The 24,911-nt window shown below is 72.7% G+C and carries 20 protein-coding genes; 4 read left to right on the top strand and 16 right to left on the bottom strand.

What is annotated here, in order from left to right:
• Positions 1 to 14 precede the first annotated feature (14 nt).
• The 3 genes from ACZ4AA_RS23990 to ACZ4AA_RS23980 all read right to left on the bottom strand — a co-directional run bounded on the left by ACZ4AA_RS23990 (position 15) and on the right by ACZ4AA_RS23980 (position 3,674).
• Positions 15 to 863, bottom strand: coding sequence for a COG4705 family protein (locus tag ACZ4AA_RS23990; protein ID WP_467606214.1), 849 nt, complete (start codon positions 861 to 863; stop codon positions 15 to 17).
• A 70-nt stretch (positions 864 to 933) separates the two neighbouring features.
• Positions 934 to 1,860 (bottom strand): lysylphosphatidylglycerol synthase transmembrane domain-containing protein, encoded by a 927-nt coding sequence (locus ACZ4AA_RS23985; RefSeq protein WP_467606622.1) that lies wholly within the window; start codon positions 1,858 to 1,860, stop codon positions 934 to 936.
• 308 nt (positions 1,861 to 2,168) lie between these two features.
• On the bottom strand, positions 2,169 to 3,674 hold the full coding sequence (locus tag ACZ4AA_RS23980) for a hypothetical protein (RefSeq protein ID WP_467606210.1): 1,506 nt from the start codon (positions 3,672 to 3,674) through the stop codon (positions 2,169 to 2,171).
• Between the two features lie 244 nt (positions 3,675 to 3,918).
• On the opposite strand from ACZ4AA_RS23980, the gene ACZ4AA_RS23975 reads away from it, so the two are divergent.
• The 3 genes from ACZ4AA_RS23975 to ACZ4AA_RS23965 all read left to right on the top strand — a co-directional run bounded on the left by ACZ4AA_RS23975 (position 3,919) and on the right by ACZ4AA_RS23965 (position 6,263).
• Complete coding sequence (locus ACZ4AA_RS23975; protein WP_339132380.1) at positions 3,919 to 4,302, top strand: BlaI/MecI/CopY family transcriptional regulator; 384 nt, start codon at positions 3,919 to 3,921, stop codon at positions 4,300 to 4,302.
• Positions 4,299 to 5,198, top strand: a complete 900-nt coding sequence (locus ACZ4AA_RS23970) for a M48 family metalloprotease (protein ID WP_467606206.1) — start codon at positions 4,299 to 4,301, stop codon at positions 5,196 to 5,198. The genes ACZ4AA_RS23975 and ACZ4AA_RS23970 overlap by 4 nt, the downstream gene beginning before the upstream one ends.
• Before the next feature lie 132 nt (positions 5,199 to 5,330).
• Positions 5,331 to 6,263 (top strand): endonuclease/exonuclease/phosphatase family protein, encoded by a 933-nt coding sequence (locus ACZ4AA_RS23965; protein ID WP_467606204.1) that lies wholly within the window; start codon positions 5,331 to 5,333, stop codon positions 6,261 to 6,263.
• 107 nt (positions 6,264 to 6,370) lie between these two features.
• Here the strand turns inward: ACZ4AA_RS23965 and ACZ4AA_RS23960 are convergent, their stop codons facing one another.
• The 5 genes from ACZ4AA_RS23960 to ACZ4AA_RS23940 all read right to left on the bottom strand — a co-directional run bounded on the left by ACZ4AA_RS23960 (position 6,371) and on the right by ACZ4AA_RS23940 (position 12,202).
• The gene (locus ACZ4AA_RS23960; protein WP_467606199.1) at positions 6,371 to 6,877 is read right to left on the bottom strand and encodes an O-acetyl-ADP-ribose deacetylase; all 507 of its coding nucleotides are present in this window, start codon (positions 6,875 to 6,877) and stop codon (positions 6,371 to 6,373) included.
• Complete coding sequence (locus ACZ4AA_RS23955) at positions 6,874 to 8,283, bottom strand: phytoene desaturase family protein (protein WP_467606196.1); 1,410 nt, start codon at positions 8,281 to 8,283, stop codon at positions 6,874 to 6,876. The genes ACZ4AA_RS23960 and ACZ4AA_RS23955 overlap by 4 nt, the downstream gene beginning before the upstream one ends.
• Before the next feature lie 164 nt (positions 8,284 to 8,447).
• Positions 8,448 to 9,314, bottom strand: a complete 867-nt coding sequence (locus ACZ4AA_RS23950; protein WP_467606193.1) for an inositol monophosphatase family protein — start codon at positions 9,312 to 9,314, stop codon at positions 8,448 to 8,450.
• 222 nt (positions 9,315 to 9,536) lie between these two features.
• Positions 9,537 to 11,264: a gamma-glutamyltransferase family protein gene (locus ACZ4AA_RS23945; RefSeq protein ID WP_467606189.1), complete on the bottom strand. Its 1,728-nt coding sequence runs from the start codon at positions 11,262 to 11,264 to the stop codon at positions 9,537 to 9,539.
• Between the two features lie 116 nt (positions 11,265 to 11,380).
• Positions 11,381 to 12,202 (bottom strand): DUF4232 domain-containing protein, encoded by an 822-nt coding sequence (locus ACZ4AA_RS23940; RefSeq protein WP_467606184.1) that lies wholly within the window; start codon positions 12,200 to 12,202, stop codon positions 11,381 to 11,383.
• A 391-nt stretch (positions 12,203 to 12,593) separates the two neighbouring features.
• On the opposite strand from ACZ4AA_RS23940, the gene ACZ4AA_RS23935 reads away from it, so the two are divergent.
• Positions 12,594 to 13,262: a hypothetical protein gene (locus ACZ4AA_RS23935; protein ID WP_467606178.1), complete on the top strand. Its 669-nt coding sequence runs from the start codon at positions 12,594 to 12,596 to the stop codon at positions 13,260 to 13,262.
• 20 nt (positions 13,263 to 13,282) lie between these two features.
• Here ACZ4AA_RS23935 and ACZ4AA_RS23930 read toward each other — a convergent pair whose 3' ends face one another.
• The 8 genes from ACZ4AA_RS23930 to ACZ4AA_RS23895 form a co-directional block, all read right to left on the bottom strand.
• Entirely contained in the window at positions 13,283 to 14,809 is a 1,527-nt protein-coding gene (locus ACZ4AA_RS23930; RefSeq protein WP_467606174.1) for an NCS1 family nucleobase:cation symporter-1, read from the bottom strand.
• A gap of 129 nt (positions 14,810 to 14,938) precedes the next feature.
• Positions 14,939 to 15,961, bottom strand: coding sequence for a TIGR03842 family LLM class F420-dependent oxidoreductase (locus ACZ4AA_RS23925; protein ID WP_467606170.1), 1,023 nt, complete (start codon positions 15,959 to 15,961; stop codon positions 14,939 to 14,941).
• Between the two features lie 18 nt (positions 15,962 to 15,979).
• The gene (gene hydA / locus ACZ4AA_RS23920) at positions 15,980 to 17,380 is read right to left on the bottom strand and encodes a dihydropyrimidinase (protein WP_467606167.1); all 1,401 of its coding nucleotides are present in this window, start codon (positions 17,378 to 17,380) and stop codon (positions 15,980 to 15,982) included.
• Between the two features lie 196 nt (positions 17,381 to 17,576).
• Complete coding sequence (locus tag ACZ4AA_RS23915) at positions 17,577 to 18,419, bottom strand: nitrilase-related carbon-nitrogen hydrolase (RefSeq protein WP_037621540.1); 843 nt, start codon at positions 18,417 to 18,419, stop codon at positions 17,577 to 17,579.
• Positions 18,420 to 18,564: 145 nt separating this feature from the next.
• A complete protein-coding gene (locus tag ACZ4AA_RS23910) occupies positions 18,565 to 20,154 on the bottom strand; it encodes a PucR family transcriptional regulator (RefSeq protein WP_467606157.1) in 1,590 nt (529 codons plus the stop codon).
• 149 nt (positions 20,155 to 20,303) lie between these two features.
• Complete coding sequence (locus tag ACZ4AA_RS23905; RefSeq protein WP_467606154.1) at positions 20,304 to 21,587, bottom strand: aspartate aminotransferase family protein; 1,284 nt, start codon at positions 21,585 to 21,587, stop codon at positions 20,304 to 20,306.
• Positions 21,584 to 22,426, bottom strand: coding sequence for a nitrilase-related carbon-nitrogen hydrolase (locus ACZ4AA_RS23900; protein ID WP_467606148.1), 843 nt, complete (start codon positions 22,424 to 22,426; stop codon positions 21,584 to 21,586). The genes ACZ4AA_RS23905 and ACZ4AA_RS23900 overlap by 4 nt, the downstream gene beginning before the upstream one ends.
• Positions 22,427 to 22,758: 332 nt before the next feature.
• On the bottom strand, positions 22,759 to 24,801 hold the full coding sequence (locus ACZ4AA_RS23895) for a hypothetical protein (protein ID WP_467606145.1): 2,043 nt from the start codon (positions 24,799 to 24,801) through the stop codon (positions 22,759 to 22,761).
• Positions 24,802 to 24,911: the final 110 nt, after the last annotated feature.

Below are 24,911 nucleotides of genomic sequence, written 5' to 3'. Positions count from 1 at the left end.
GGCCGGCCGAAGGGTCAGCCCTCCTGAAGGGCCGACCTGTCGGTGTCCGTGATGTCGCGACGGGTGATCGAGAGGTACACGACCAGTCCGATGATGACCGCCAGGAACAGCACGCTGGTGACGACGGTACCGAAGCCCAGACCGCCGTCGCCGGTCGGCTGCGAGAGGTAGTCGCCGATCGACGCGCCCAGCGGACGGGTCAGGATGTACGCGATCCAGAAGCTGAGCACGGCGTTCAGGCCGAGCGCGAAGCGCGCGACGGCGACCGCGGCGATCGCCAGGGCGAACAGCACGGCGGAGACCCGGTACCCGAGGGCCATGCGCTCGGCGACCAGGTCACCGGCCGCGGTGCCGAGAGCGAAGGTGAACAGCACCGCCAGCCAGTAGTAGGCCTCACGGGACAGGGTGTCGACGCTGTGGATGGACAGCGTCCCCTCGCGGCGGTACCAGACGAAGAACGTCACGGCGAGGGCGACGCCGAAGACCGCGGTGCTGGTCTCCAGCGGCACGCCCAGGTTGTCGGTCAGGTTGTCGCTGATCAGCGTCCCCACGACGCTGATCAGCGCCACCGCCAGCCAGTACACGCCCGCCCGGTAGCCCTTCGTCCGGAACTGGACCACCAGGACGGCCGCCAGGAGGGCGCTCATCAGCAGGGAGACACCGGTCAGACCGAGCCCCATCTTCTCGTTCAGGAGGTCGGCGGCGGTCTCACCGACCGTCGTGCACAGCACCTTGATGATCCAGAAGTACGCGGTGACCTCGGGCACCTTGTTCCAGCGCACGCGGCGCCCGGTGGTGTCCGGGGCGCCGGGGCGGCCGAAGGACTCGGGAGTCCCCTGGGCCTCTGTCGTCTCATGGCTCATGAGGCCCGAGGCTGTCAGCGGAAGTCTGAACACGTCCTGACCGCCGTACGGCCCGGGGCGCTCTCCCCGTTCACAGCACCCGGCGGCGGATCAGCAGACCGAGCGCCACCAGACCGGGGATCAACGGGAGCCATACGGTGAGCAGCCGGTAGCCGATGACCGTGGACGCCGCCGCGTCGGCGGGTGCCCCGGCGAGGGTGAGGGCCAGTACCAGCGCCGCGTCCAGCGAGCCGAGGCCGCCCGGGGTGGGCAGCAGGACGGCGGCGCTGCTCGCGACGAGATAGGCGAGGGCCACCCGGGCCGGGGACTGCGGCAGGCCGACGGCCTGGGCGACGGCGACGACCACGGTGGTGTGCAGCGCGGCGAAGGCGAACGAGCCGCCCCAGAGCGCGGCGGCCCGTGCGGGGAGCTCGTGCACGGCCCGGACGTCCAGGAGCACACGGCGTACGGCCCGCCTCAGCGGTCCCGCGAGGAGAGCGCCGCCGACGGCGACCGTCACGGCACCGGCCGTCCAGGCGGCCACGGTCCAGGCGCTCGGCGTGAGTCTCGGGAGCCGCAGCGCGCCGGGACAGGTCAGGGCGAGTCCGCCGATCAGACAGCCGCGTACGACGGTTCCGGCGCAGGCCTTGACCGCGAGCGCCGTGGCGGAACGGGCCAGCGGCAGTCCGCACCGGGTCAGGAAGCGCAGATTGACGGCACCCGCGCCGAGCCCCGAGGGCAGCAGATGGTTGGCGGAGGCTGCCGCGAACTGGACCGTCACCAGGCGTCGTGCGGGCAGCGGCTCCGGGACCGCGCCCTGCTGGGCGAGCGCGGAGCACACCCAGGTCGCCAGGGTGGCGACGGCCGCCACCAGCAGCCAGCCCCGGTCGGCGTGGGCGAGCCGGCCGGCTCCCGCCTCCAGCACCGGCCAATGCCGGTGGGCGAGGAACGCGGCGCACACCAGCACGAGCAGCGAGAGCCCGGCGTGCCGGCCCACCCGCCCGTCGCACACGGCCAGTCGCCGTCCGACGGCCGTCCACCTGCCGTCGGTCGTCGCGGGGGCCGACGGGCCGCCCGGACCGGGTACGGGCTCGGGCGGTGACGTCCCGTGGGCGTCACCGCCCGTCGGCACGGCACCCACGTCGAACGCGCGGGAGATGCCCGACGGACCGGCGGTGCGGGACGCGGCTGACGCCCCGGTCCCGGCCGGAACCCGCGTCGCCGCGCCCGCGGGTTCGCCGCGGACGGACCGGCCCGGGCCCGCCGCACGGCCACGGAGGTCCGGCCGCGCCCGCTCGGCCGGTGGGGGCGGCTTCGGCGGAAGGGTCACGGCGTACCGCTCCTCGTTCCCGGGGAGACGTACAGGTCGACGTCACCGGCGCGATGCGGTGTCCAGGTACGGGCGTACGCGGGCGGCTCGCCTCCGGGGGCCGTGACGACGGCGACCGGCATGTGGCGGGCCGATCGCGTGATGCCCGCCGCGGTGGCGTTGGCGTTGTGGCCGCCGGTCGCCACGGAGGAACAGCCGGCGTAGAAGGCGATCGGCACGGACTCGGCGCCGCTCAGCGCACAGGGCGGCCGCACCCCGAGCCGGTGCAGCTCCGCCGCGGTCGCCGCCCAGCCGTGGTGACTGCCGCCGGTGCGCCGCACCGTGGCCTCCAGCACCGCGAACTGCACGGCCAGATGCCCGGCGAGACCGACGGCCACCAGGGTCACGATCACCGGCCGCCACCGCCCGGCGGGGACGGTGAGCAGATGTGCGAGGGCGTCGGCGACGGGGATCGCGGCGAGGGCGTAGAGCGGCAGGAGGAAGCGCGGGGCCGCGTACCCGATCATGAAGAGGTACGGGATCCCGGCCGTCGTGGCGCAGGCGAGGAGCAGCGCCGTGGGCACCCGGCGACGGGCCCTGACGGCGATCACCAGGCCGAGGAGGGCGAGCAGCGGCAGGACGAACCACCACGCCATCACGGTGGGGTTCGGCATCGCGCCGCCGCACGGCCGGCACAGCACGCGTCCGCCGAGGCTGCGCATCTGGTCGCCGATCGCGATGTTCCAGCCGAGGCCGCCCTGGATGCGCGAACCGTCGGCCAGCCGTTGCCCCAGGCCGCCGTAGCTGACGTACGCCTCGACGATCCATTCGGCCGCCCCGGCGAGCAGGCCCGCGACGAGCGCGAGCAGCGGCCGGGCGCGTCGCCGGCGGGGGGCCGCCACCGCGAGGACGAGAAGCGGCAGGGTCACCCAGACCGCGTCGGGGGGCCGCATCCACGCCATGAGCGCGGCACCCAGTGCGGTCCCCCACAGCGCCGCCCGGTCACGGCCGCCGGCCTGGGCCCGCAGGAAGCACCCGACGCAGACCAGTGCGCCGATCGCGACCCAGTAGTTGGGCATGGCCTGGGGCCCGTAGAAGAGGGTCACCCACAGCGTCGCGAACAGGGCGCCGGCCAGGGCCAGGACGCGCACCGGGAACAGTCCGCGCCAGACGCGCAGGGCCACGAACAGGCCGAGTCCGGAGAGGACGGCGAGGTAGACGCGCAGCAGCGTGGTGGAGGACGACCAGGAGGCCACCGGCGCGACGAGCAGGGAGACACCGCGGGCGCGGGGCGCGCTGAAGAACGCCGCGGGAGCGTGCGGGGAGACCTGGCTGATGTACACGGTCTCGTCCCAGCCGAGGCCCATCCAGGGGTGCACGAGGAGCAGTTGGGCCAGGACGAAGCCGGCCGCGACCAGAGCGAGGAGGCCCGGATCACTGCGGCGCCGGGCCACGCGGGCCGTCCGGTCCGACGGTCGGGGCCGCCGGGTGCCGATGAGCGGCACGTTCAGGGTCTTGGCCATCGTCCACCCTTCAGCCCTACACACTGTAGGGTTTCATCACCCTACAAGACGTAGGGGGAGGTCGGGAGCCGTGGAATCACGGACAAACTACCGCCCGCCGGGAGAAGCGGCCGAACGGGACAGCCATCCGAGGCGATACCCGGGGGTGGTATCTGCCCGACCGCCACCGTTCGAGGCGCCCCCGGGCGCACACCCCCGGACCGGCACCCTTCCGGTCTTGACTACGCGCTGTAAGGTGACGGGCATGGCTGGCACAGGTCCCCACGGAAGGGCGGAACGGCGCAGCGCGGGCGAACTGGAGAGTGAAGTCCTCGCCGCCCTGTGGGCCACAGACGACGCACTGACACCCGCGGAGATCCAGGCCGAGATCGGCGGCGGCCTCGCCTACAACACCGTGCACACCATCCTCAAACGTCTGTACGACAAGGGCCTTGTGCTCCGGGACGTTGACGGCCGGCGCGGCGCGTACCGCCCCGCGAAGAACGCGGCCCAGCTGACCGCCGAGGCCATGCACGAGGCACTCGACCGCGGACCCGACCCGATCGCGGCCCTCCAGCAGTTCGTCACCGGGCTCAGCCGCCAGGAGGAGGAAGCCCTGCGCGATCTCCTCGGAGGGAACGGGCCATGAGGATCGACGTCTACGTTCCGCTCGTACTGGCCCTGCTCCTCACCTCGATCGCCCCACTCGTCGGCAGGCGGGTGTCGCCCGCCCTGGCGGCCCGCGTGCTCGTCACGGCCGCCGCGCTGACCGCGGCCGCGTCCACCTGGGCGCTGCTGCTGCTCGGGGCCACGCTGATCGACCAGGCGCCGGCGGTGATCGCCGAGGCCGGTGAGGAGGGCCGGACGCTGCCCGAGCCGGTTCCGGAGACCGTGGCCGTGCTGGCGATGGCCGCCCTCGCCGTGATCACCCACCGGCTTCTTCGCGTCGTACGAGCGCGGATCTCGACCCGCCGCGTCCTGCGCAAGCTGTGCGAGGGGCACCCGCCGGACAGCGAGCTCGTCGTCGCGGCCTCGCCGACCCCGCATGCGTTCGCGATCCCCGGGAAGCCGGGCCGGATCCTGGTCACGGCCGCGATGCTGGGCGCCCTGGAGCCCGCCGAACGACGGGTTCTGCTCGCCCACGAGCGCGCCCATCTGCGGCACCGGCACGCGGCGCTGTCCACCGCCGTGGCCCTGGCCGCGGCGGCGAACCCGCTGCTCGTCCCGGTCCGCGACACCGTCTCCTTCCTGCTGGAGCGATGGGCCGACGAGGAGGCGGCGAGCAGCGTCGGCGACCGGCGGACGACGGCCCGCGCCCTGGCGCGTGCCGCCCTCGTCTCGCAGCGCGCCCGCCCCGGATGCGCCTTGCACTTCTCCGAGCACGCCGTCACCCGCCGGATCGCGGCGCTCCAGACCGCTCCCCCGCCGGTCGTGAGGTCCGTCGGAGCGGCCGTGCTCGCGCTCGGCGCCCTGCCCGCCCTGGGCGCGGCCGACGCCACGGGCGACCTGCTGCGACTGCTGGCGCAGACACTGCCCGGTCTGTGACCCCGCCGGGTCGCACCCCGGCCCGCGCCCCCGTCGGTGGCCCCGATTCGCCCGGCGGGATCACTCCTGCCCCCTCTCCCCCAGGAGCCCGTCCCGTCCCTCGGGCCCCGGGGCCCGAGTACCGTCGCGCTCATGACACCTTCCGAGGCGGCTCACCCGGGTTCACGACCTTCCGGGCCGGTGCGGTTCGCGACGTTCAACGTGCTGCACGGACGGACGCTGGTGGACGGCAGACCCGTCTCCGTCCGGGACCCGGGCGGCCCCGAGGTGCCACTCGTGCGGGCCGTGGCGTCGCTGGACGCCGACGTGGTGGCGCTCCAGGAGGTGGACCGGTTCCAGGAACGCTCGGGCACGGTGGACCAGGCGTCCGCCGCGGCCGACGGGTCCGGCGCACCGTACTGGCGCTACGCGTCCGCCTTCCACGGCATGGCCAGGGCGGACGGCGGCTGGGTCCCGGAACGGTCGGTCCCCGGCCTCAGGGTCTACGGGCCGCGCGAGGCGGAGGCGGGCGACCGGGTCCCCTCGCACGGCATCGCCCTGCTGTCCCGGCTGCCCGTACGGCACTGGCGGGCACGGCGGCTGGCACCGGCGCCCGTCCCCATGCCGCTGCGAACGCCTGGACACCGAGGACTCACCGTGTCCAGGGACCAGCCGCGGGCCGCGCTGGCAGCCGTACTGGAGGGAGGCCGCGGGCCGTTCACGGTGGTGGCGGTGCACCTGTCGTTCGTGCCCGGCTGGAACCTCCTCCAGCTGCGCGCCGTCCGTGCCTGGATCGCCGACCTGCCCGGACCACGGGTGCTCCTCGGCGACTTCAATCTGCCCGGCGCGCTCCCCCGCGCGGCCCTCGGCCCGGACCGCACCAGGACCCGGCCCGGTGGCGGCGGGCCACTGCCGCGCGGCTGGCGGGACATGGCCCGCACCCCCACGTATCCCGCGCACCGCCCTGTCGTCCAGCTCGACCATGTGCTGGCCAGCGGGATCGCGGCGGGCGCGGCCGTCGGAGGGTGCGCTCCCGCCACGCCGGTCTCGGATCACCGGCCGCTGGTGGTCGAACTGCCCCTGTGACCAGCCCCTGTGCCCCGGGCCGTCAGGGCACGGCGCCGGCCTCCTGGCCGGTCAGGCGGTCCCGGTCAGCGGTGGGCCGGGGGTCACAGCCGACGCCCGGCCGGGGGTCACAGCTGCCCGGCGAACGCGCCGTACGCCTGTTCGTCGAAGAGCACGAAGCGGACCTCCTCGACATCGGTCCGCGCCGCCCGGACGGTCTCCACCGCGATGCGCGCCGCGTCGTCCATCGGCCAGCCGTAGATGCCCGCGGAGACGGCGGGGAAGGCGACCGTACGGGCGCCGAGCTCGTCCGCGACCCGCAGCGACTCGCGGTAGCAGGAAGCCAGCAGCTCCGACCGGTCGTCCTCCCGGGCATAGCGGGGACCCACCGTGTGGATCACCCAGCGGGCGTCGAGGTCACCGGCGGTCGTGGCGATCGCCCGGCCGGTCGGCAGGCCCTTGCCGTAGTGACCGGCGCGCAGCTTGCGGCACTCGGCGAGGATGGCCGGGCCGCCGCGGCGGTGAATGGCCCCGTCGACGCCTCCGCCGCCGAGCAGTGAGGAGTTCGCCGCGTTGACGACGGCGTCGACGCTCTGCCGGGTGATGTCACCCCTCACCAGCGTGATCGTGGTCATGACTCCCTCAGCCTCCTCCATACGGCCTTCGCCGCGTTGTGTCCCGACATCCCGTGAACCCCGGGGCCCGGCGGGGTGGCCGAGGAGCACAGGAAGACGGCGGGGTGCGGAGTGGCGTACGGGGACAGGGACAGTCTGGGGCGGAGCAGGAGCTGGAGTCCGGAAGCGGCCCCGCAGGCAATGTCCCCGCCCACGTAGTTGGCGTTGCGGGCCGCGAGGACGGGCGGTCCCGCGATCGCGCGGGCCAGCACCCGGTCGCGGAAGCCGGGCGCGAACCGCTCCAGCTGGCGCTCGATCGCGTCGGTGAGGTCTCCGGTCCAGCCGTTCGGGACATGGCCGTACGCCCAGAAGACGTGTTTGCCCTCGGGGGCGCGCGACGGGTCCACGACGCTCGGCTGCACGGTGATCAGGAACGGCGCGTCGGGTGCCCGGCCCTCGCGCGAGGCGGCCCGCAGCGCGGTGCCGATCTCCGCCCGGCTCGCGCCGACCTGGACGGTCCCGGCGACGCGGGCCCGCTCGGCGGTCCACGGCACGGGCCCGTCCAGCGCGTAATCGATCTTGAATGCGGCCGCTCCGTACCGATAGCCCTCGTAGTACCGCCCGAAGCCCGCGATACGGGCCAGGGCCGTGGGCGAGGTGTCGAAGACGTACGCCCGCGCGGGGGGCAGGTCGTCCAGGCGCTTGACCTCGTAGTCGGTGTGGACGGTGCCGCCCAGGTCCTTGAGATACGCGGCGAGCGCGTCCGAGATGGACTGGGAGCCGCCGCGGGCGACGGGCCAGCCCCGGGCGTGCGCGGCCAGCGCGAAGACCAGGCCGACGGCACTGGTGCCGACACCCTCCAGCGGCGCCATGACATGCGCCACCAGACCCGCGAACAGGGCTCTGGCCCGCTCGTCGCGGAAGCGGCGCATCAGCCAGGTCGACGGCGGCAGCCCGGCCAGACCGAACCGGGCGAGGGTGACGGGGTCCCGGGGCAGCGAGGTCAGCGGCAGCGACATGAAGTCGTGCGCCAGGGTGTCCCACTTGCTCAGGAACGGCGCGACGAGCCTGCGGTACGCGCCCGCGTCCCGGGGCCCGAAGGAGGCCGCCGTCTCGGCCACGGACCGGGCGAGCACCGCCGCCGAGCCGTCCCTGAACGGGTGCGCCATGGGGAGCTCCGGGTGCAGCCACTCCAGGCCGTACCGCCCCAGGGGCATCGCACGGAAGGCGGGCGAGTTGACGCCGAGCGGATGCGCCGCCGCACAGGGGTCGTGCCGGAACCCGGGCAGGGTCAGCTCTTCGGTGCGCGATCCCCCGCCCACCGTGTCGCGGGCCTCGAACAAGGCAACCGACAGACCCCGGCGGGCCAGCTCCACGGCAGCCGTCAGTCCGTTCGGCCCCGCACCCACCACGACCGCATCGAGCATCGACGGCACCTTCGGACTCCTTCGTCAGCCGACGGCCACTGGACATCAGGATATGCCGGAGGACTGACAGCCTTGGCGGTACGGGGGGTTGGAAGCGCACGCCCCGTTCTTCGCGCCCGTCATCGGAGGCGAACACGGCCCCGCGCGGGCCGTGGACCTCCCGCTCAGGCGCCGGTCGCCACCCACGCGGGCTGTGCCGTCAGCAGGGCGGTCACCCGGCGGGCCGTGACCTCGTCCCGGGCGGCCGTGAACGGCAGGGCGTTGCCCCCGGTGACGCGGAACGGCTCGCCGCCGAGCGTCAGATGGGCGCCGCCCGCCTCCTCGACCAGCAGCAGCCCCGCCGCGTGGTCCCAGGCGGCTTCCCAGGAGAAGGCCGTGGCGTCCAACTCCCCGCGTGCTATGGCGAGATACTCAAGGCCCGCCGAACCGCACGGGCGCGGGGCGACTCCCTCGACCCACAGTCCGAGGAGCGCGCGCTTCTGCTCGTCCGTGGTGTAGTCCGGGTGCGAGGTCGCTATGTGGAGGTCGCGGCCGGGTTCGGGCGAACCGGACCGCAGCGGCACGCCGTCGAGCACGGCCCCTTGTCCCCGGATCGCGGTGGCGAACTGGCCGCGAGCGGGCGCGTACGTCCACGAGGCCCGCACCACGCCGTCCAGCACGAGCGCGACCAGTGTGCAGAACCCGGGGTCGCCGTGCACGAACTGCCGGGTGCCGTCGACGGGGTCGACGATCCAGACGGGCGCCGTGCCGCGGATCGCCTCGTAGACGGCCGGGTCGGCGTGCACCGCCTCCTCGCCGACGACGACCGAGCCGGGCAGCAGTTCGGTGAGCGCCGCGGTCAGGTACTTCTCGGCCAGCCGGTCGGCGTCCGTCACCAGGTCGTGCGGGCCGGACTTCTGGTCGATCTCGTCGGCGGAGAGCTGCCGGAACCGGGGCATGATCTCGGCGGCGGCGGCCGCGCGGATGGCGTGTTCCACGTCGGACGCACGGTGTGCGAGAAACTCGTCGATGGTTTCGATGTCTTCGATCATGGCTCCATGACAGCACGCCCCTCTGACAATCCCCACCCCTCCGGGGTACTCGGGGTGGAATCACCATGAATTCCCGGGGCGGAACGATCACTGCCGCCGACGCCGCTCACCGACACCGCCGACCCCGGTGACCCCGGTGACGCCGGTGACACTCACCGCCGCCGGTAACGCTCACCGAGGCCGACGCCGACGACGGTCATGGTCGCGGAGGCCGTCGCGGCCTCACCGCCCGACCGCGTACCCCTGCATCCCGCGCGGATTGGCTCCCGCCGACAGCACGCCGGTGGCGGGGTCGCGGGCCACCGCGCACAGCCGTCCCTCGGACCAGGCCCCGGCGACCGTGACGTCGTGCCCCCTGCGGCGCAGGTCCTCCACGACCTCGGCGTCCATGCGGGACTCGACGGTGAGACTGCCCGGGAGCATGCCGCGCGGATAGAAGGAGCCGGGAAAACTGTCGTTGTGCCAGTTCGGGGCATCGATCGCGCCCTGGAGGTCGAGCCCGCCGCGCACCCGCGGGCGCAGCGCCACCGACAGGAAGAAGTGCGTCTGCCACTGGTCCTGCTGGTCGCCGCCCGGGGTGCCGAACGCCATCACCGGGACGCCGTCGCGCAGGGCCACGGAGGGCGTGAGCGTGGTGCGCGGCCGGCGGCCCGGGGTCAGGGAGTTGGGCAGCCCTTCCTCCAGCCAAGCCATCTGGAGCCGGGTGCCGAGCGGGAATCCCAGTTCCGGGACGACCGGGTTGGACTGGAGCCAGCCGCCGCTGGGGGTGGCGGCGACCATGTTGCCCCAGCGGTCGACGACGTCCAGGTGGCAGGTGTCGCCCCGGGTGCCGCCGTCGGACGCGGGCTCGGGGTCCCCGGCCGCGCGGGCCATGGTGGGCTCACCGGCGCCCGGCACCGCGAGGGCGTCGAAACCGGGCTCGCCGGCGGCCGCCCCGCACGCGTGCCCGCTCAGCCGCGGCTCCCGGCCGCCGGGACCGCCGGGGCGCAGTTCGTACGAGGCCTTGTCCCCGACGAGTGCCCGCCGGGCCGCGTTGTAGGGCTCCGACAGCAGTTCGGCGAGCGGCACCTCCGCCGCGTCCCCGTACCAGGCCTCCCGGTCGGCCATGGCGAGCTTGCAGCCTTCGACGAGCAGGTGGACGTACGCGGCGGAACCGTAGCGGGGCAGTTCCGGCGGGAGCAGTGCCAGTTGCTGGAGCAGGACGGGACCCTGGCTCCAGGGGCCCGCCTTGCACAGGGTCCAGCCCCGCCAGTCGTACGTCGCCGGGGCCTCGTAGGTTGCGGACCAGCCCGCCAGGTCGGCGGCGGTCAGGGTGCCGGTGCGGCGCTCGCAGCTGGTGTCCATGGTGGGCCGCGCGGCCTGCCGTACCAGCGCCTCGGCGATGAATCCGGAGCGCCACACCTCGCGGGCCGCCTCGATCTCGGCCACCCGGTCCCCCGCTCCGGAGACCTCGTCGAGCAGCCGTCGCCAGGTCGCGGCGAGGGCCGGATTGCGGAACAGCTCGCCGGGGCGCGGTGACCTGCCGTCCGGCAGGTACACCTGGGCCGAGGAGGTCCACTCCGTCTCGAACAGCGCGCGTACGGCTTCCACCGTCTCGCCGACGCGTTCCACGGGCGCGTGTCCGTCCTCGGCGTATCCGACGGCGTACTTCAGGACGTCGGCCAGGGACCGGGTGCCGTGGTCGCGCAGGAGCAGCATCCAGGCGTCGAACGCGCCCTGCCCGCACAGCACCCTCACCGGGCCGTCCGCGGGAGCGAGGACGATCGGGACCTCGCCCGCGGGCCCGTTGAGGTGGGGTTCCACGACGTGCAGGACGAAGCCGGCCGCGACGGCGGCGTCGTAGGCGTTGCCGCCGCTCTCCAGGACGGCCATCGCGGACTGCGAGGCGAGCCAGTGCGTGGAGGACACCATGCCGAAGGTGCCCTGGAGGGTGGGTCGGGTCGTGAACATGCCTGCCACCTCACGGTACGGAGCGATCGGCTTCGGTCCCGACTATGGCATCCCCCCGCACCGGGACGGCAGGGAGCGGCCGTGGGTCCGGTTCAGGGAGCGGCCGTGGGTCCGGTTCAGGGAGTGGCCGTGGGCCCGGTTCGGGGAAGGGGTGCCCAGGCCGTGGCTCCCAGCGTGTTCTCGGGCCCGATGTCGAGGGGGTCGGGCAGCCACAGGGTGACGGCGGGCTGCCCCCGTTGGGGTGCGATCCGCAGATACGCCCCCTCCTGGGCCGCCATCCGCCAGTACACGGACGCCTGCGCGCTCTGTCCCGGGTGGAGCGTGAAGGGCTTGGGGCCCGGATCGGCGGGGGCCATGAACACCTTGTCGGTCCCGGTCACGGTGTGCACGCCCGTGATCGGGGCGCCGTCCGGGGCGAGCACATGGAGGACGGCCGGGTATCCGTTCACCTCGTAGGGCCGCTCGCCGCAGTCGGTGAGGGTCAGGGTCATGCCGCGCAGGCCCATGGCCGCGTCGACGGCTCCGGTGCCGAGGCGCAGGCCGGACGGCGGGCAGCCGCGGGCCTGCTGTGTCGGCACGGCTCCGGAGGGCGCCGCCCTCGACGGCTCGGGCACCTCGATGACGAGCGAGCCGTCGGTGGAACCGCCGGACGGCCGCGGGAGGTGAGCGGCATCGGTCCCGACGACGCTCGGGACCGGGTCCGGTACGGAGGTCCGCCCGGGGTCGCGCTCACGGTCGATCTCCGCGGACAGACCGCACCCGCTGACGGCCGTCGCGACCAGACCGAGGACCAGGACCGGGCGCGCCCACGCCCCCCGGCGCACGGCGGCACGGGAAGCGGCACCGCCCGCAGGTAAGGAGACGGTGCGGACTTCGGACCGGGCCCAAGGTCCGGCGGGGGCTGCCGCGCCGGCTCGTCGCCGGTTCGTCGCGATCATGCGCCGATCATGGCACGGAAGCTCCGCGAAGGGCATCGTCCCGTCTGCTCCGGCACGCACTCCTGCTCCCGATTCCCTTACGCACAGGGCGAGTTGAAAGGCCGACGATCAGGCTCCCTCCCCGTCGCGCAGCCGGAGCGCAGCACCCGGCGCCGCCGGGTCCCCGCACGAAACGACCACCAAGTGATGCGATACAGAGAAGACGGTGATCACCGCGTCGAACAAAGCGGACATCTTGTCGCAGCTTCAGTCAATCGGCGCCAAGGTGAGTCGCTGCCATCACACGGGCATGCCGCCCGTCGGCCCTTCCGCACCATCGCGTCTCATGTGACACTGGCGTCCCGTCCGCAGTGCGGACCTCCTCCGCACCATCCCCCACGAGAAGTGCGCTTTGGGTTCTCTTCCTCTGCCGCTCGCGCTCGCCGCGCGCCTTTTGCCGGTCGCTCTGCTCGCCTCCGCGGGCTGGGCCCTGGCAACGGGCCCGTCCGAAGCGACCCCCAACGCCGAGGACAAATCGACGCAGAAACAGACATCCGACTCGCCGTCGGCTCCTTCGGCCTCCGCCGCCGTCAAGACGTTCGCCGCGTCGCCCGCCCCGTGCACCGGCATTCAGCTCGCGACGATCAAGTCCCTGGTCCCCGGCGCCAAGACGGCCGGCCAGGAGATCGCCTCGACCGACAAGGCGGTGCGCCGCACCTGCTCGTGGAACGCCCTGAAGGGCTTCGACTACCGCTGGCTCGACGTCTCGTACGAGATCAAGGAGTCGAACGCCGCGGCGGAGAAGGCCTACAAGGAACGCGTCGCCGACAAGAGCGGCGGCGGGGCGGTGCCGGGCGTCGGCGACGAGGCCTACTCCGTGGTCAATATCAGCACGGAGGACAAGCAGGACACCCGTGAGGGCGTGGTGATCGTCCGGGCGGCCAACGCGCTGGTGGTCGTCACGTACAACGGCAGCGACTTCGAGACCAAGAAGGCACCCGGCAGCGACGAGATCAACAAGGGTGCCATCAAGGCCGCAAAGGACGCGACGGCGACGCTGAAGGGCGGCCAGAAGGCCTGACCGCCCTTCGCTCGCCGCGGTCAGGCCGCGGCCGCGTCCTTTCCGCGTGACAGCATCAGGACCAGGTAGAGCACCATCGACGTGCCGAGGCCGACCGCCCATCCGTAGTCGGCGAGCGACTTGAGCGCCGGGATGGGCCGTCCGTCGATCAGGGGATGGAAGTCCGCGCCGCCGACGGCGAGGACACCCCCGGTGACGAAAGCGGCCACGGCGCGCCAGTTCCAGCCGCCGTCGTACCAGTACCGGCCGCCCGTACGGTAGAGATCGGCGAGGTCGAGCCGGGTGCGGCGCAGGATCCAGTAGTCGGCGATGAGGATGCCGGCGACCGTCCCCAGCAGACCGCCGACCAGGCCCAGCCAGGTGAAGATGTAGCCCTGGGGGTCGGAGTACAGCTTCCACGGGAAGATCAGCACGCCGAGGACGCACGTGGTGAGCGCGCCGGCCCGGAAGTTGATCCTTCGCGGGGCGATGTTGGAGAAGTCGAAGGCCGGGGAGACGAGGTTCGCCGCGATGTTCACGGACAGCGTGGCGACCAGCACGGTGACCAGCGCGAAGACGATGCCGACCACGTTGTCGGTCTTCGCGGCCAGCTGGACCGGGTCCCAGATCGCCTTGCCGTAGACGGCCTGCGAACCCGAGGTGACCATGACGGACAGGAAGGCGAAGAGCGTCATGGTGGTCGGAAGCCCCAGGGCCTGCCCGACCGTCTGCGCCTTCTGGCTCCTGCCGTAGCGGGTGAAGTCCGGGATGTTCAGCGACAGGGTGGACCAGAAGCCGATCATGCCCATGAGCGAGGGCCAGAACAGCTTCCAGAAGCCCCCGCCCCAGCCGAGCTTCGACGGCTGGTCGAGCAGCGGCCCGAAGCCGCCGGCCTTGCTGCTCATCCACCACAGCATCACGCCCGCGCCGACGAGGACGAAGGGCGCGGCCCAGTTCTCGAACCGGCGGATCGTCTCCATCCCCCGGTAGATGATGGCGACCTGGAGCACCCAGAAGACGGCGAACGACAGCCACATCGTCCACGCGTGGCCGCCGATCTCGGAGGCGTTCGCCCAGCTGTCGCCGAAGAGCTTGCCCGCGAGGAAGTAGATCGCCTCGCCGCCGATCCAGGTCTGGATGCCGAACCAGCCGCACGCCACCAACGCCCGCACGACGGCGGGCAGGTTGGCGCCACGGACGCCGAAGGAGGCGCGGGCGAAGACGGGGAAGGGGATGCCGTACTTGGGGCCCGCGTGTCCGGTGAGCAGCATCGGGACCAGCACGATCAGGTTGGCGAGCGCGATGGTGAGGACGGCCTGCTTCCAGTCCATGCCGACGGCGATCAGGCCCGAAGCCAGCGTCCAGGAAGCGGTGTTGTGGGCCATGCCGACCCACAGGGCGGAGAAGTTGTACGTGGTCCAGGTGCGCTTCTCGACCGGGACCGGCAGCAGGTCGTCGTTGGCGTAGGGGCCGGTGGGCGCGGGAGCGTCGGGTGCGATCTCCACCCGGCCGTCGGGGAGCGTGACTTGTCCGGCGGGCGGGGCGCCCGGGGAGACTATTTCTGTCATGGGCAGGCCAATCAATGAGGAGTGAACGGGAAAGGCCGCGCGGGGGACGGAGTGGGGGGTACGCACAGAGCGCCCTGATCCCCTTCCCGGGACGGCGGGAAGGGGACGACTGAGGGGATCGGCCTTCGGCTACCGCCCGTTGACGCCGGGGATGACCCGCGTTCCGTACGCGTCGATCGTGGCCTCCTGGGCATCGTGCATGTCGTAGAGCGCGAACTGGTCGACGCCCAGCGCGCGCAGAGCGTTCAGCTTCTCGATGTGCCGCTCGGCGGGGCCGATCAGACAGAACCGTTCGACGATCTCGTCGGGCACGAACGCGGTGTCGGGGTTGTCGGTCCGTCCGTGGTGGGAGTAGTCGTAGCCCTCACGGGCCTTGATGTAGTCCGTGAGTTCGTCGGGTACGGCCGCCGAGTGCTCGCCGTACTTGGAGACCAGGTCGGCGACGTGGTTGCCGACCATGCCGCCGAACCAGCGGCACTGATCGCGTGCGTGGGCGAGCGCCTCGGGCGAGTCGTCCTCGGTGATGTACGCGGGCGCGGCCACGCAGATCTTCACCTCGGCGGGATCGCGCCCGGCCCCGGCCGCCGCGTCCTTCACGGCCTTGACCATGTACTCGGTGAGATAGAGGTCCGCGAGCTGGAGGATGAAGCCGTCGGCCTCCTCCCCCGTCATCTTCAGCGCCTTCGGACCGTACGCGGCCATCCAGACCGGCAGTTCGGCACCCGGCCTGACCCAGGGGAACTTGACCACGGTGCCGCCGAGGTCGGCCTCCTCGCCCCGGCCGAGCGCGCGGATGACCTTCATCGCGCCGCTGATCCGGGCGAGCGTGTTGGGCTTGCGTCCGGCGACGCGCATCGCCGAGTCGCCGCGCCCGATCCCGCACACCGTGCGGTTGCCGTACATGTCGTTGAGGGTCGCGAAGGTGGAGGCGGTGACCTCCCAGGTGCGGGTGCCCGGGTTGGTGACCATCGGGCCGACCGTCAACTTCTCCGTATTGGCCAGGATCTGACTGTAGATCACGAACGGTTCCTGCCACAGCACGGCCGAGTCGAAGGTCCAGCCGTACGTGAAGCCGTTGGCCTCGGCCCGCTTCATCAGGTCGATGACACGGGAGGCCGGGGGGTCTGTCTGAAGGACGAGTCCGAAGTCCATGGCGCCACTCCTGGTCGCTCAGAGAAGGTACTGACAGGTGGAACGGGGGGTGTAGACACCGTGGCCCGCGCGTCCGGTGAACTCCCGGTCGGTGATGACCATCTCGCCGCGCGACAGCACGGTCTCGACCCGTCCGGTGACGCGCCTGCCCTCGTACGCCGAGTAGTCGACGTTCATGTGGTGGGTCTCGGCCGACAGCGTCTGCTCGGCGTGCGGGTCGTAGATGACGACGTCGGCGTCGGCACCGGGGGCGATGGTTCCCTTCTTGGGGTACAGGCCGAACATCCGGGCCGGCGTGGCGCACGCGATCTCGATCCAGCGGCGCCGGGAGATGTGCCCGTCGACGACGGCCTGGTGCAGGAGATCCATGCGGTTCTCCACGCCGGGAAGGCCGTTGGGGATCTTCGAGAAGTCGCCGCGGCCCAGTTCCTTCTGGCCGGTGAAGCAGAACGGGCAGTGGTCCGTCGAGACGACCTGGAGGTCGTTGGTGCGCAGACCGCGCCACAGGGCCGCTTGGTGCTCCTTGGGCCGAAGGGGCGTGCTGCACACGTACTTGGCGCCCTCGAAGTCGGGCTCCGCGAGGTTGTCGGTCGACAGGAACAGGTACTGGGGGCAGGTCTCGCCGAAGACGTTCAGGCCCTCGTCGCGCGCTCGGGTGATCTCGGCGACGGCCTCGGTCGCCGAGACGTGCACGACGTAGAGCGGGGCGCCCGCGACCTGGGCGAGCTTGATGGCGCGATGGGTGGCCTCGGCTTCGAGGAGCGCCTTGCGCACCTCTCCGTGGAAGCGCGGGTCGGTCTCGCCGCGGGCCAGTGCCTGTTCGACGAGCACGTCGATCGCGATGCCGTTCTCGGCGTGCATCATGATCAGGCCGCCGTTCTCGGCGGAGCGCTGCATGGCGCGCAGGATCTGGCCGTCGTCGCTGTAGAAGACGCCGGGGTAGGCCATGAACTGCTTGAAGGAGGTGACCCCTTCCTCGACGAGCAGGTCCATCTCCTTGAGCGTCTCCTGGTTCACATCGGAGACGATCATGTGGAAGCCGTAGTCGATGGCGCAGTTGCCGTCGGCCTTGGCGTTCCAGGCGTCCAGGCCCTCCCGCAGGGAACGGCCGACGCTCTGGACGGCGAAGTCGATGATGGTGGTCGTACCGCCCCAGGCGGCGGCCCGGGTACCGGTCTCGAAGGTGTCGGAGGCGAAGGTGCCGCCGAAGGGCAGCTCCATGTGGGTGTGGGCGTCGACACCGCCCGGGATCACGTACTTGCCGGTGGCGTCGATGGCCCTCTCTGCCGTCCACGACTGGGCCGCGGGCGTGCCCGTCGCGGCGAGGGCGGCGATCCGGCCGTCCTCGATCAGGACGTCGGCGTGGATCTCGTCGGACGCGGTGATGACGAGACCACCCCGGATGACGGTACGGCTCATGCTCCCTCTCCTTCCGGTCGTACGTGCGCTGGGGGCCTTGCGGGGCTGTCGGGGGCCGGGGCCGTCACCGCGTCCCGGCGAGGGGGCCCGTGGGGTGGTGCGCGGGACGGCGTGTGCCGGGTGCCGTGCCGCGGGCCTCGCGCTCGGATCGCGGGACCCGCGGCACGGCGGACTGGAGCGTGCCCGGTCGGGAGGGTCAGGGCGCGGTCAGCGGCCCGTACGCGCCCGGGGCGCGGTCGCGGTAGAACTGCCAGCGGTCGCGGACCTCGCGGAGCCTCGCCATGTCCAGGTCCCGGACGACGAGTTCGCTCTCCTTGTCGCTCGCCACCTCGCCGACGAACTGCGCTTCGGGGTCCACGAAGTAGGAGGTCCCGTAGAAGTCGTTGTCGCCGTACTCCTCCTGCCCGACCCGGTTGATCGCCCCCACGAAGTACTCGTTGGCGACGGCCGCGGCCGGCTGTTCCAGCTGCCAGAGGTAGCCGGACAGTCCGCGCGAGGTGGCCGACGGGTTGAAGACGATCTCGGCACCCGCGAGACCGAGCGCACGCCAGCCTTCCGGGAAGTGCCGGTCGTAGCAGATGTAGACGCCGATCCGGCCGACGGCCGTGTCGAACACGGGCCAGCCGGAGTTCCCGGGCCGGAAGTAGAACTTCTCCCAGAATCCCGGCACTTGGGGAATGTGGGTCTTGCGGTACTTGCCCAGGTAGGAGCCGTCGGCGTCGATCACGGCCGCCGTGTTGTACAGGACTCCGGGCTGTTCCTCCTCGTACATCGGCAGCACCAGGACGAGGCCCAGTTCCTTCGCCAGCGCCTGGAAGCGCCGCACGATGGGACCCTCGGGGATCTGCTCGGCGTAGGCGTAGAACTCCTTGTCCTGCACCTGGCAGAAGTACGGTCCGTAGAACAGCTCCTGGAAGCACAGGACTTGGGCGCCCTGCGCGGCCGCGTCGCGGGCCGCCTGCTCGTGGACCTGGATCATCGATTCCTTGTCGCCGGTCCATGCGGTCTGGAAGACGGCGGCGCGGATCACTCTGCTCATCGGGACCTCCGGTCGCTCGGTGTGCGAGGAGACTAGAAAGTCCTGGCGCTTTCTTTGAGTTGCACCGTGTCACGTCCGAAGTGCTGTGCCGTTCCACGGTGTCACCTCCGTGTTCTCCCGTGTCGCGCCCGAGTGGTTCCGTGTCTCACCGCTGTTGCGCGTCGTGCGCGAGCAGGGCGATGTGGACGGAGGCTGCCTGTTCGAAGTCGTCGAGGTCGACACCGAGCCGGGCCTGTATGGCCTCCAGACGGCGGTAGAGCGCGGGCCGGCTGACGTGGTGGAGCTCGGCGGTGCGCGACTTGTTGCGGCCGGTGGCGAGGTAGGTCCGCAGGACGGGCAGCAGCCGCGGGTCCGCCTCGGGGCCGCAGAGCAGGCCGTCCAGTTCGCGTTCCGCGAAGGACTGGACGTGCGGGTCGTCCCGGAGCAGCCGGACGAGACCGCGCAGATGGACGTCCCGCAGCCTGACCAGTGCGGGCCCGTCCCCGTCGGCGGGGGTGCCGGCGGCGGCCTCGGCGACATGGAGGGCCTCACGCAGCCCGGAGGGCACGTCGTCCCAGGCGGTACGGGGTGCGGCGGCGGCCACGGTCGCGGGCGTCCCGGTCTCGTGCCGCAGCCGCACGGCGAAGTGCTCGGCCAGTGCCTCCGCGTCCTGGTCGCGCGGGAGGCTGAGCAGCAGGGCGGTGGCCCCGTCGGACAGGTCGGCGACGAGCCCCGGCAGCCCCAGCAGCCGGAGCACACGGTCGAGTTGAGCCGGGTCGCCGCCCCGTACGACCAGCGGGACGAAGGTGCGGCGGTTCACCGGGAGCCCGGCGGCGCGCGCCCGCGGCAGGAGCTGGCGGGCCGGTACGACCCCGCTCACCAGGTCGGTCAGCAGGCCCTGCGCCGACTCCTCCTCCCAGGAGTGGGCGGGGCCCGCGAGCATGCGGTGCAGGATCAGGGCCTCGGCGGCACGGTCGGCGAGCAGCCGCCCGGTCGCCGCGTCGCCCCGGTGGCCGCACAGCACGATCCGGCCCCATCGCTCTCCCCGACCGCCCAGTTCGGCGCGGATCCATCCGTCGCCCTCACTGCCTGCCCCGGTGCCTGAACAGCCTGGGTGGTACCCCCATGCCTGCCGGGCGATGCGGTCCCAGTCACGCAGGACGTCGTCGACGGCGGAGCGCTCACCGGCGGTGGCGAGCACCCGGTGGGCGAGGTTGGTGACGACGACGGGGCAGGCGGCGTGCACGGCGATCTCGTCGAGCAGGCGCTGGAGCGGGGCACCGGTGGTGATCAGCCCGGTGAGCGCGGTGCGTACGGTCTCGGAGAGGCTCACGGCCGCGAACTTCTGCCGCACCAGCCGGGACTGGACCTCCTCCGTCAACTCGGCGAAGGGGAAAGGACGGTGGAGCACCACCATCGGCAGCCCGCAGCGTTCGGCGGCCCGGCGCATCACGTCCGGGGGCGCCGGGAAGGCCCGGCCGAGTCCGAGGACGACGGCCGCGGCCTCGGCGCGGTGCAGCGAACGGATGTACTCGGTCTGGGCGTCGGGGTCACCGGCGAGCAGCACGCCGGTGGTCAGGACCATCTCGCCGCCGCTGAGCATGACGCCCACGTCGGCCGCCTCGGCGACGTGCACCCAGCGGACGGAGCGGTCGAGGTGGCCGGCGCCGGCCACCACCTCCGGCTCTCCGGCGAGCACCCGGTCCAGGGCGAGGACCTGGCGTACCGAGAGGGCGGGTTCCAAGGCGGTGGTCATGGCGGCGTTCCCCTTTGTCCGTGGCTCGGTTCGCCTCCGTGGCGCTGCGGGCGGTCTCGGGACCTCGGCGCGTGGCGGGACCCTCGGGTCCTTTCGCGCCGGGCCTTCGAGACCACCGCCCCTTCGGCTCACCCGCCCTCGCTCATCCGTTACTGGGCCCGCCTCAGGGCACGTTCGAGGATCGACGCGCCCTCCTCCGCCTCCGCGACGGTCAGGGAGAGCGGCGGCGCGATGCGCAGCACACTGGTGTCGTGACCGCCGCCCTTGCCGATCAACAGGCCTTCCTCGCGGGCCGCTTCGAGTACGGCCGCGGCCGCTTCGGGGTTCGCGCGGTCGGTGCCGGGCACCACCAGCTCGATGCCGATCATCAGCCCGCGCCCGCGCACCTCGCGTACGCCGTCGAACTGCGCGGCGACCGCCCGGAGCCGTTCGATGAGCAGACCGCCGACGCGCCGGGCGTTGCCCTGGAGGTCGTGTTCGAGGAGGTAGGTGAGGTTCGCGAGCCCCGCCGCCATCGTGACCGGTGAACCGCCGAAGGTCGAGATCGAGTTGGAGTCGAGGCTGTTCATGATCTCGGCGCGGGCCACGACTCCGCCGATGGACATGCCGTTGCCGATGCCCTTGGCGAAGGTGAGCATGTCGGGCGGCCCGGAGGCGGCGTGGGCCTGCCAGCCCCAGAAGTGCTCGCCGGTGCGGCCCCAGCCCGTCTGGACCTCGTCGGAGATCCAGAGGACGCCGTGCTCGTCGAGGACCTCGCGGAAGGCCGCGTAGAGGCCGTCCGGCGGTGCGGTGAAGCCTCCGACGCCCTGGACGGGTTCGGCGATCAGCGCGGCGGGCGGGCGGACATGGCCGAGCAGGTCCCTCAGGTCCTCGACACAGGCCGCGACGAAGGAAGCGTCGTCCAGGTCGGCGTAGGGGCCGCGGGTGCGCACGCCGCCGTGCACGTACAGCGTCTGGAGCGGCGACAGGGAAGTGGGTGACCAGCCCTTGTTGCCGGTGATCCCGACCGCGCTGAACGACCGGCCGTGGTAGCTGTTGCGCATGGCGAGGATCTGGTTGCTGCGGCGGTGGGCGGTGGCGAGCAGCAGGGCTGTGTCGTTGGCCTCGGTGCCGGAGGTGGTGAAGAAGACGCGCGCGTCGGGAATGCCGGACAACTGCGCGACGCGCTCGGCGAGTTCGACCATCGGCCGGTTGAGGTAGAGCGTCGAGGAGTGGATGATCCGGCCGGCCTGCTCGCTGACCGCCTTCGTCACCTCGGGCAGGGCGTGCGCGGTCATCGTGGTGAGGATGCCGCCGAAGAAGTCGAGGTACTTGTTGCCCTTGGCGTCCCAGACGTACCGGCCCTCGCCGTGGGTGATCTCGATCGGGTCCTTGTAGTAGACGGCGAGCCAGTCGGGCAGGACGGCCTGGTGGCGGGTGTACAGGTCGGTCATGGCTGCACCAGCCCTTCGTAGGCGTCGGGGCGCCGGTCGCGGTAGAACGCCCACTGCTGGCGGACTTCCTCGATGAGCCCGAAGTCCAGGTCCCGGACGAGGAGTTCCTCGCCCTTGTCGCTCGCGCGGTCACCGACGAACTGTCCGCGCGGGTCGACGAAGTACGAGGTCCCGTAGAAGTCGTTGTCGCCGTACTCCTCCTGGCCGACCCGGTTGATCGCGGCGATGAAGTACTCGTTGGCGACGGCCGCCGCGGGCTGTTCCAGCTGCCAGAGGTGGGCGGAGAGGCCGCGGGAGGTGGCGGAGGGGTTGTAGACGAGCTGGGCGCCGTTCAGACCGAGTTGCCGCCAGCCTTCGGGGAAGTGGCGGTCGTAGCAGATGTAGACGCCGATCCGGCCGACCGCCGTGTCGAAGACGGGCCAGCCCAGATTGCCGGGCTTGAAGTAGTACTTCTCCCAGAAGCCCTTCACCTGCGGGATGTGGTGCTTGCGGTACTTGCCGAGGTAGGTGCCGTCGGCGTCGATCACGGCCGCGGTGTTGTAGTAGAAGCCGGACTGCTCGACCTCGAACACGGGCACGACGATCACCATGCCGGTCTCGCGCGCGAGCTCCCGCATCCGGGTGACGGTGGGCCCCTCGGGGACCGGCTCCGCCCAGGCGTAGTGCTCCGGCTCCTGGACCTGGCAGAAATAGGGGGCGTTGAAGACTTCCTGGAACCCGATGACCTTCGCACCCTGCCGGGCCGCCTCACGGGCGTGTTCCTCGTGCTTGGCGACCATGGATGCGGTGTCGCCGGTCCAGGTGGCCTGGACCAGGGCGGCACGTACGACGTTGCCCATGAGCTGCTCCTTCGACGGGACGTCAGAGAGCCTCTACGCCCGTAGACAAAGGCTGTAGAGGCTCGAAAGTAAGCCCCCCGGACAGCCTTGCCAAGACCATCGTCGTTAACCCGCTGAGTCGATCACGTTTCTGACCCTCACGGGTGAGTGACGTGGCCGGTGGAGCCGGAGGTACGGCCGACCGGGGGGCGCGCGTGCGCCCGCGCACGCGGGCGCACGAGGGAGCCCGGACGCGGCCGGGAGAGGCATCCCGGGCGGGCGGGCAGGGGCTCCGGTGCGGAGACCGGCGGCATCACCGCCGCCCTGCGGTACGCCCCCGCACCGCGCCGCCGTCAGGTCGTGAACCCGGCGACGCGCAGGGCGTGGACCAGGTCCCACTGGCATTCCTCTGACACGCCCCGGGCCGCCCGGAGAAGGAGAGGTACGAGGCGCTCCGGGTCCACCTCGACGCTACGGGCCGCCTCCTCCGGAGTACGCACGCGGACGTACGCGTCGAGGAGAGCGCTGATCTCGCGTCCGCGGCCCTCGTCGGCGAGGCCGAGCACCGCGGCGCCGATCTCGGGCGCGGGCCTGACGGCGCCCTGGCGCAGCATCTGGTGGCCGTCGCCGGTGCGGCCGGCGGCGGTGAGCGCGTCGGCCGCGGCGACGAGACGGCCGGCGGGCAGCGAGGCCGCCTCCCAGAGCAGGGTGGCCCAGTCGGCGTCGAGCCCGGCGCGGTGCAGTTCGGCGGCGAGCAGGGGGAAGCGGGCGGGGGGCCAGTACGCCGCTTCGACGAGCAGGGCGTGCGCCTCGCCGCTGCGGCCCTCGCTCCGCAGCCGCGTGAGCGACGCGACGGTCCCCGCGGTGAGTCGGCGCGCGTCCGCGTCCAACGGCTCCGGCACGGCCGTCGGGCGCGGGCTCACGGGTTCCTCGGCCGCTCCCGCGAAACGCGCGCCACGGGGCGTGCGCCTGCCCGGCGCGGGTGCCGCGGGCAGCACGGGAGCGGGCTGCGGTACGGCCACGGGTGCCACGTCCGTCTCCACCATGCCGGCGAACCGCGCGCCCCCGCGCCGACGCCGCTTGGACCGCTTCGCCTGGGGCGGCGACAGGTGAGCCTCGGGCGGGGTCCCGTCGTACGCCGGGGCGGGCGCGGCGGCCGGGCCCCCTGCCCGCGCGCCGCCCGGCAGGGCGCCCGCCGTCGGGCTGACCGTCGGAAGGGGGGCCGTCGGCGGGTGGTCCGGTCGCGGGTCGCGGGTCGGTGCGTGGGGCGCGGGCCGGGCCATGGGCTGTGCGGCGCCGCCCGTCACCATGCCCGTGGGGCGGGGGCCGGGGTGATCGTGGCCGCTCGGCACCTGGTCCGTCGACGGCGGCCGGGGCCCGGTCGCCGGATCGGCGGCCGTCGCACGCGAGCCGCCACCCGGCTCCACGCCGGAACCGAGCCCGGAATCATGACCGGCCCACTCGGCTCCGGCGCCGTGCACGCCGGCGTGCGCGCCGGAACGCACACCGGAGTTCGCGTCGGGCACACCCGCCTCCCGGCCCCACGGGCCACCGCCACCTCCGGGCACGTCCCCCACACCCCGCAGGACACCTCCACCCCCGGACGGGTTCCCCGCGCCACGCGTGATCCCTCCCCCTCCGGACGCGTCCCCCACGCCCCAGGAGACACCGTCGCCACCGGACAGGTCCCCCTCGCCCCGCGGGGCACCTCCGCCGCCGGACCCGCCGCCCGCCGCCAGGTCCCGGCCAGGTCGGCTCCCGTCCGCCGGGTGGTGCCCGGCCGGGTGCTCCTGCGACGCGTCGGCCCAGTTCTCCGGCTGCCGCGGCCACGCGCCGTTCCCCGCCGCCGCGGGCGGGACGTTCGGCGCGCCCTGCGCACGGGCGTGACGGAGCCGGCGGTCGACGTCGTCCATGCGGTGGCGCAGTTCGGCGCAGCGGGCGACGGCCCGTTCGTGGTCGTCCTCGGCCCAGGCGAGGTCCACTCCGATCGCCTCGGCCTCCGCGCGGGAGGCCGACGCCGCGATCCGCCCGTCCAGTTCGGCCCGGCGTTCGGCGGCGTACCGCTGTTCGCGGAGCATGACGTCCAGACGGTCGCCGAGGGCCTCCCGGCCGCCGGGACGGACGTCGTACGCCGCCAGCGACGCCTCGTACAGCGCCCGGGCCCGTACCGTCTCCTGGGCGGCGGCACGCTCCCCGTACTGCGTGAGGACGTCCTGGAGGAGCGCCTCCACGACGTCCCACGGTGGCATCTCGCGGCCTTCGAGGCAGGCCCGCATCCCTTCAGGGTCGCGGTGCCAGAAGACTCCGTACCAGCCGCCCCGGTCGAGCCGCCCCACCAGCCCGTTCAGGTACCGCGCGAACTCCAGCACCTGTACCGGGAGTTGTCCTACGTCCATTACCCAACTCCCCGCCCGACGTGAGCACTTCGACCCGACACGAAACACCAGTCGTGTTACGGATCGACTACGGGGAGTTTTCGGCACGGCCTCCCCGACGTGCACCGAGG

This window comes from Streptomyces sp. NPDC024698 (genome assembly GCF_055559015.1).
Note: the sequence above shows the minus strand (reverse complement) of the source record. Positions and strands in the feature narration are given on the sequence as shown.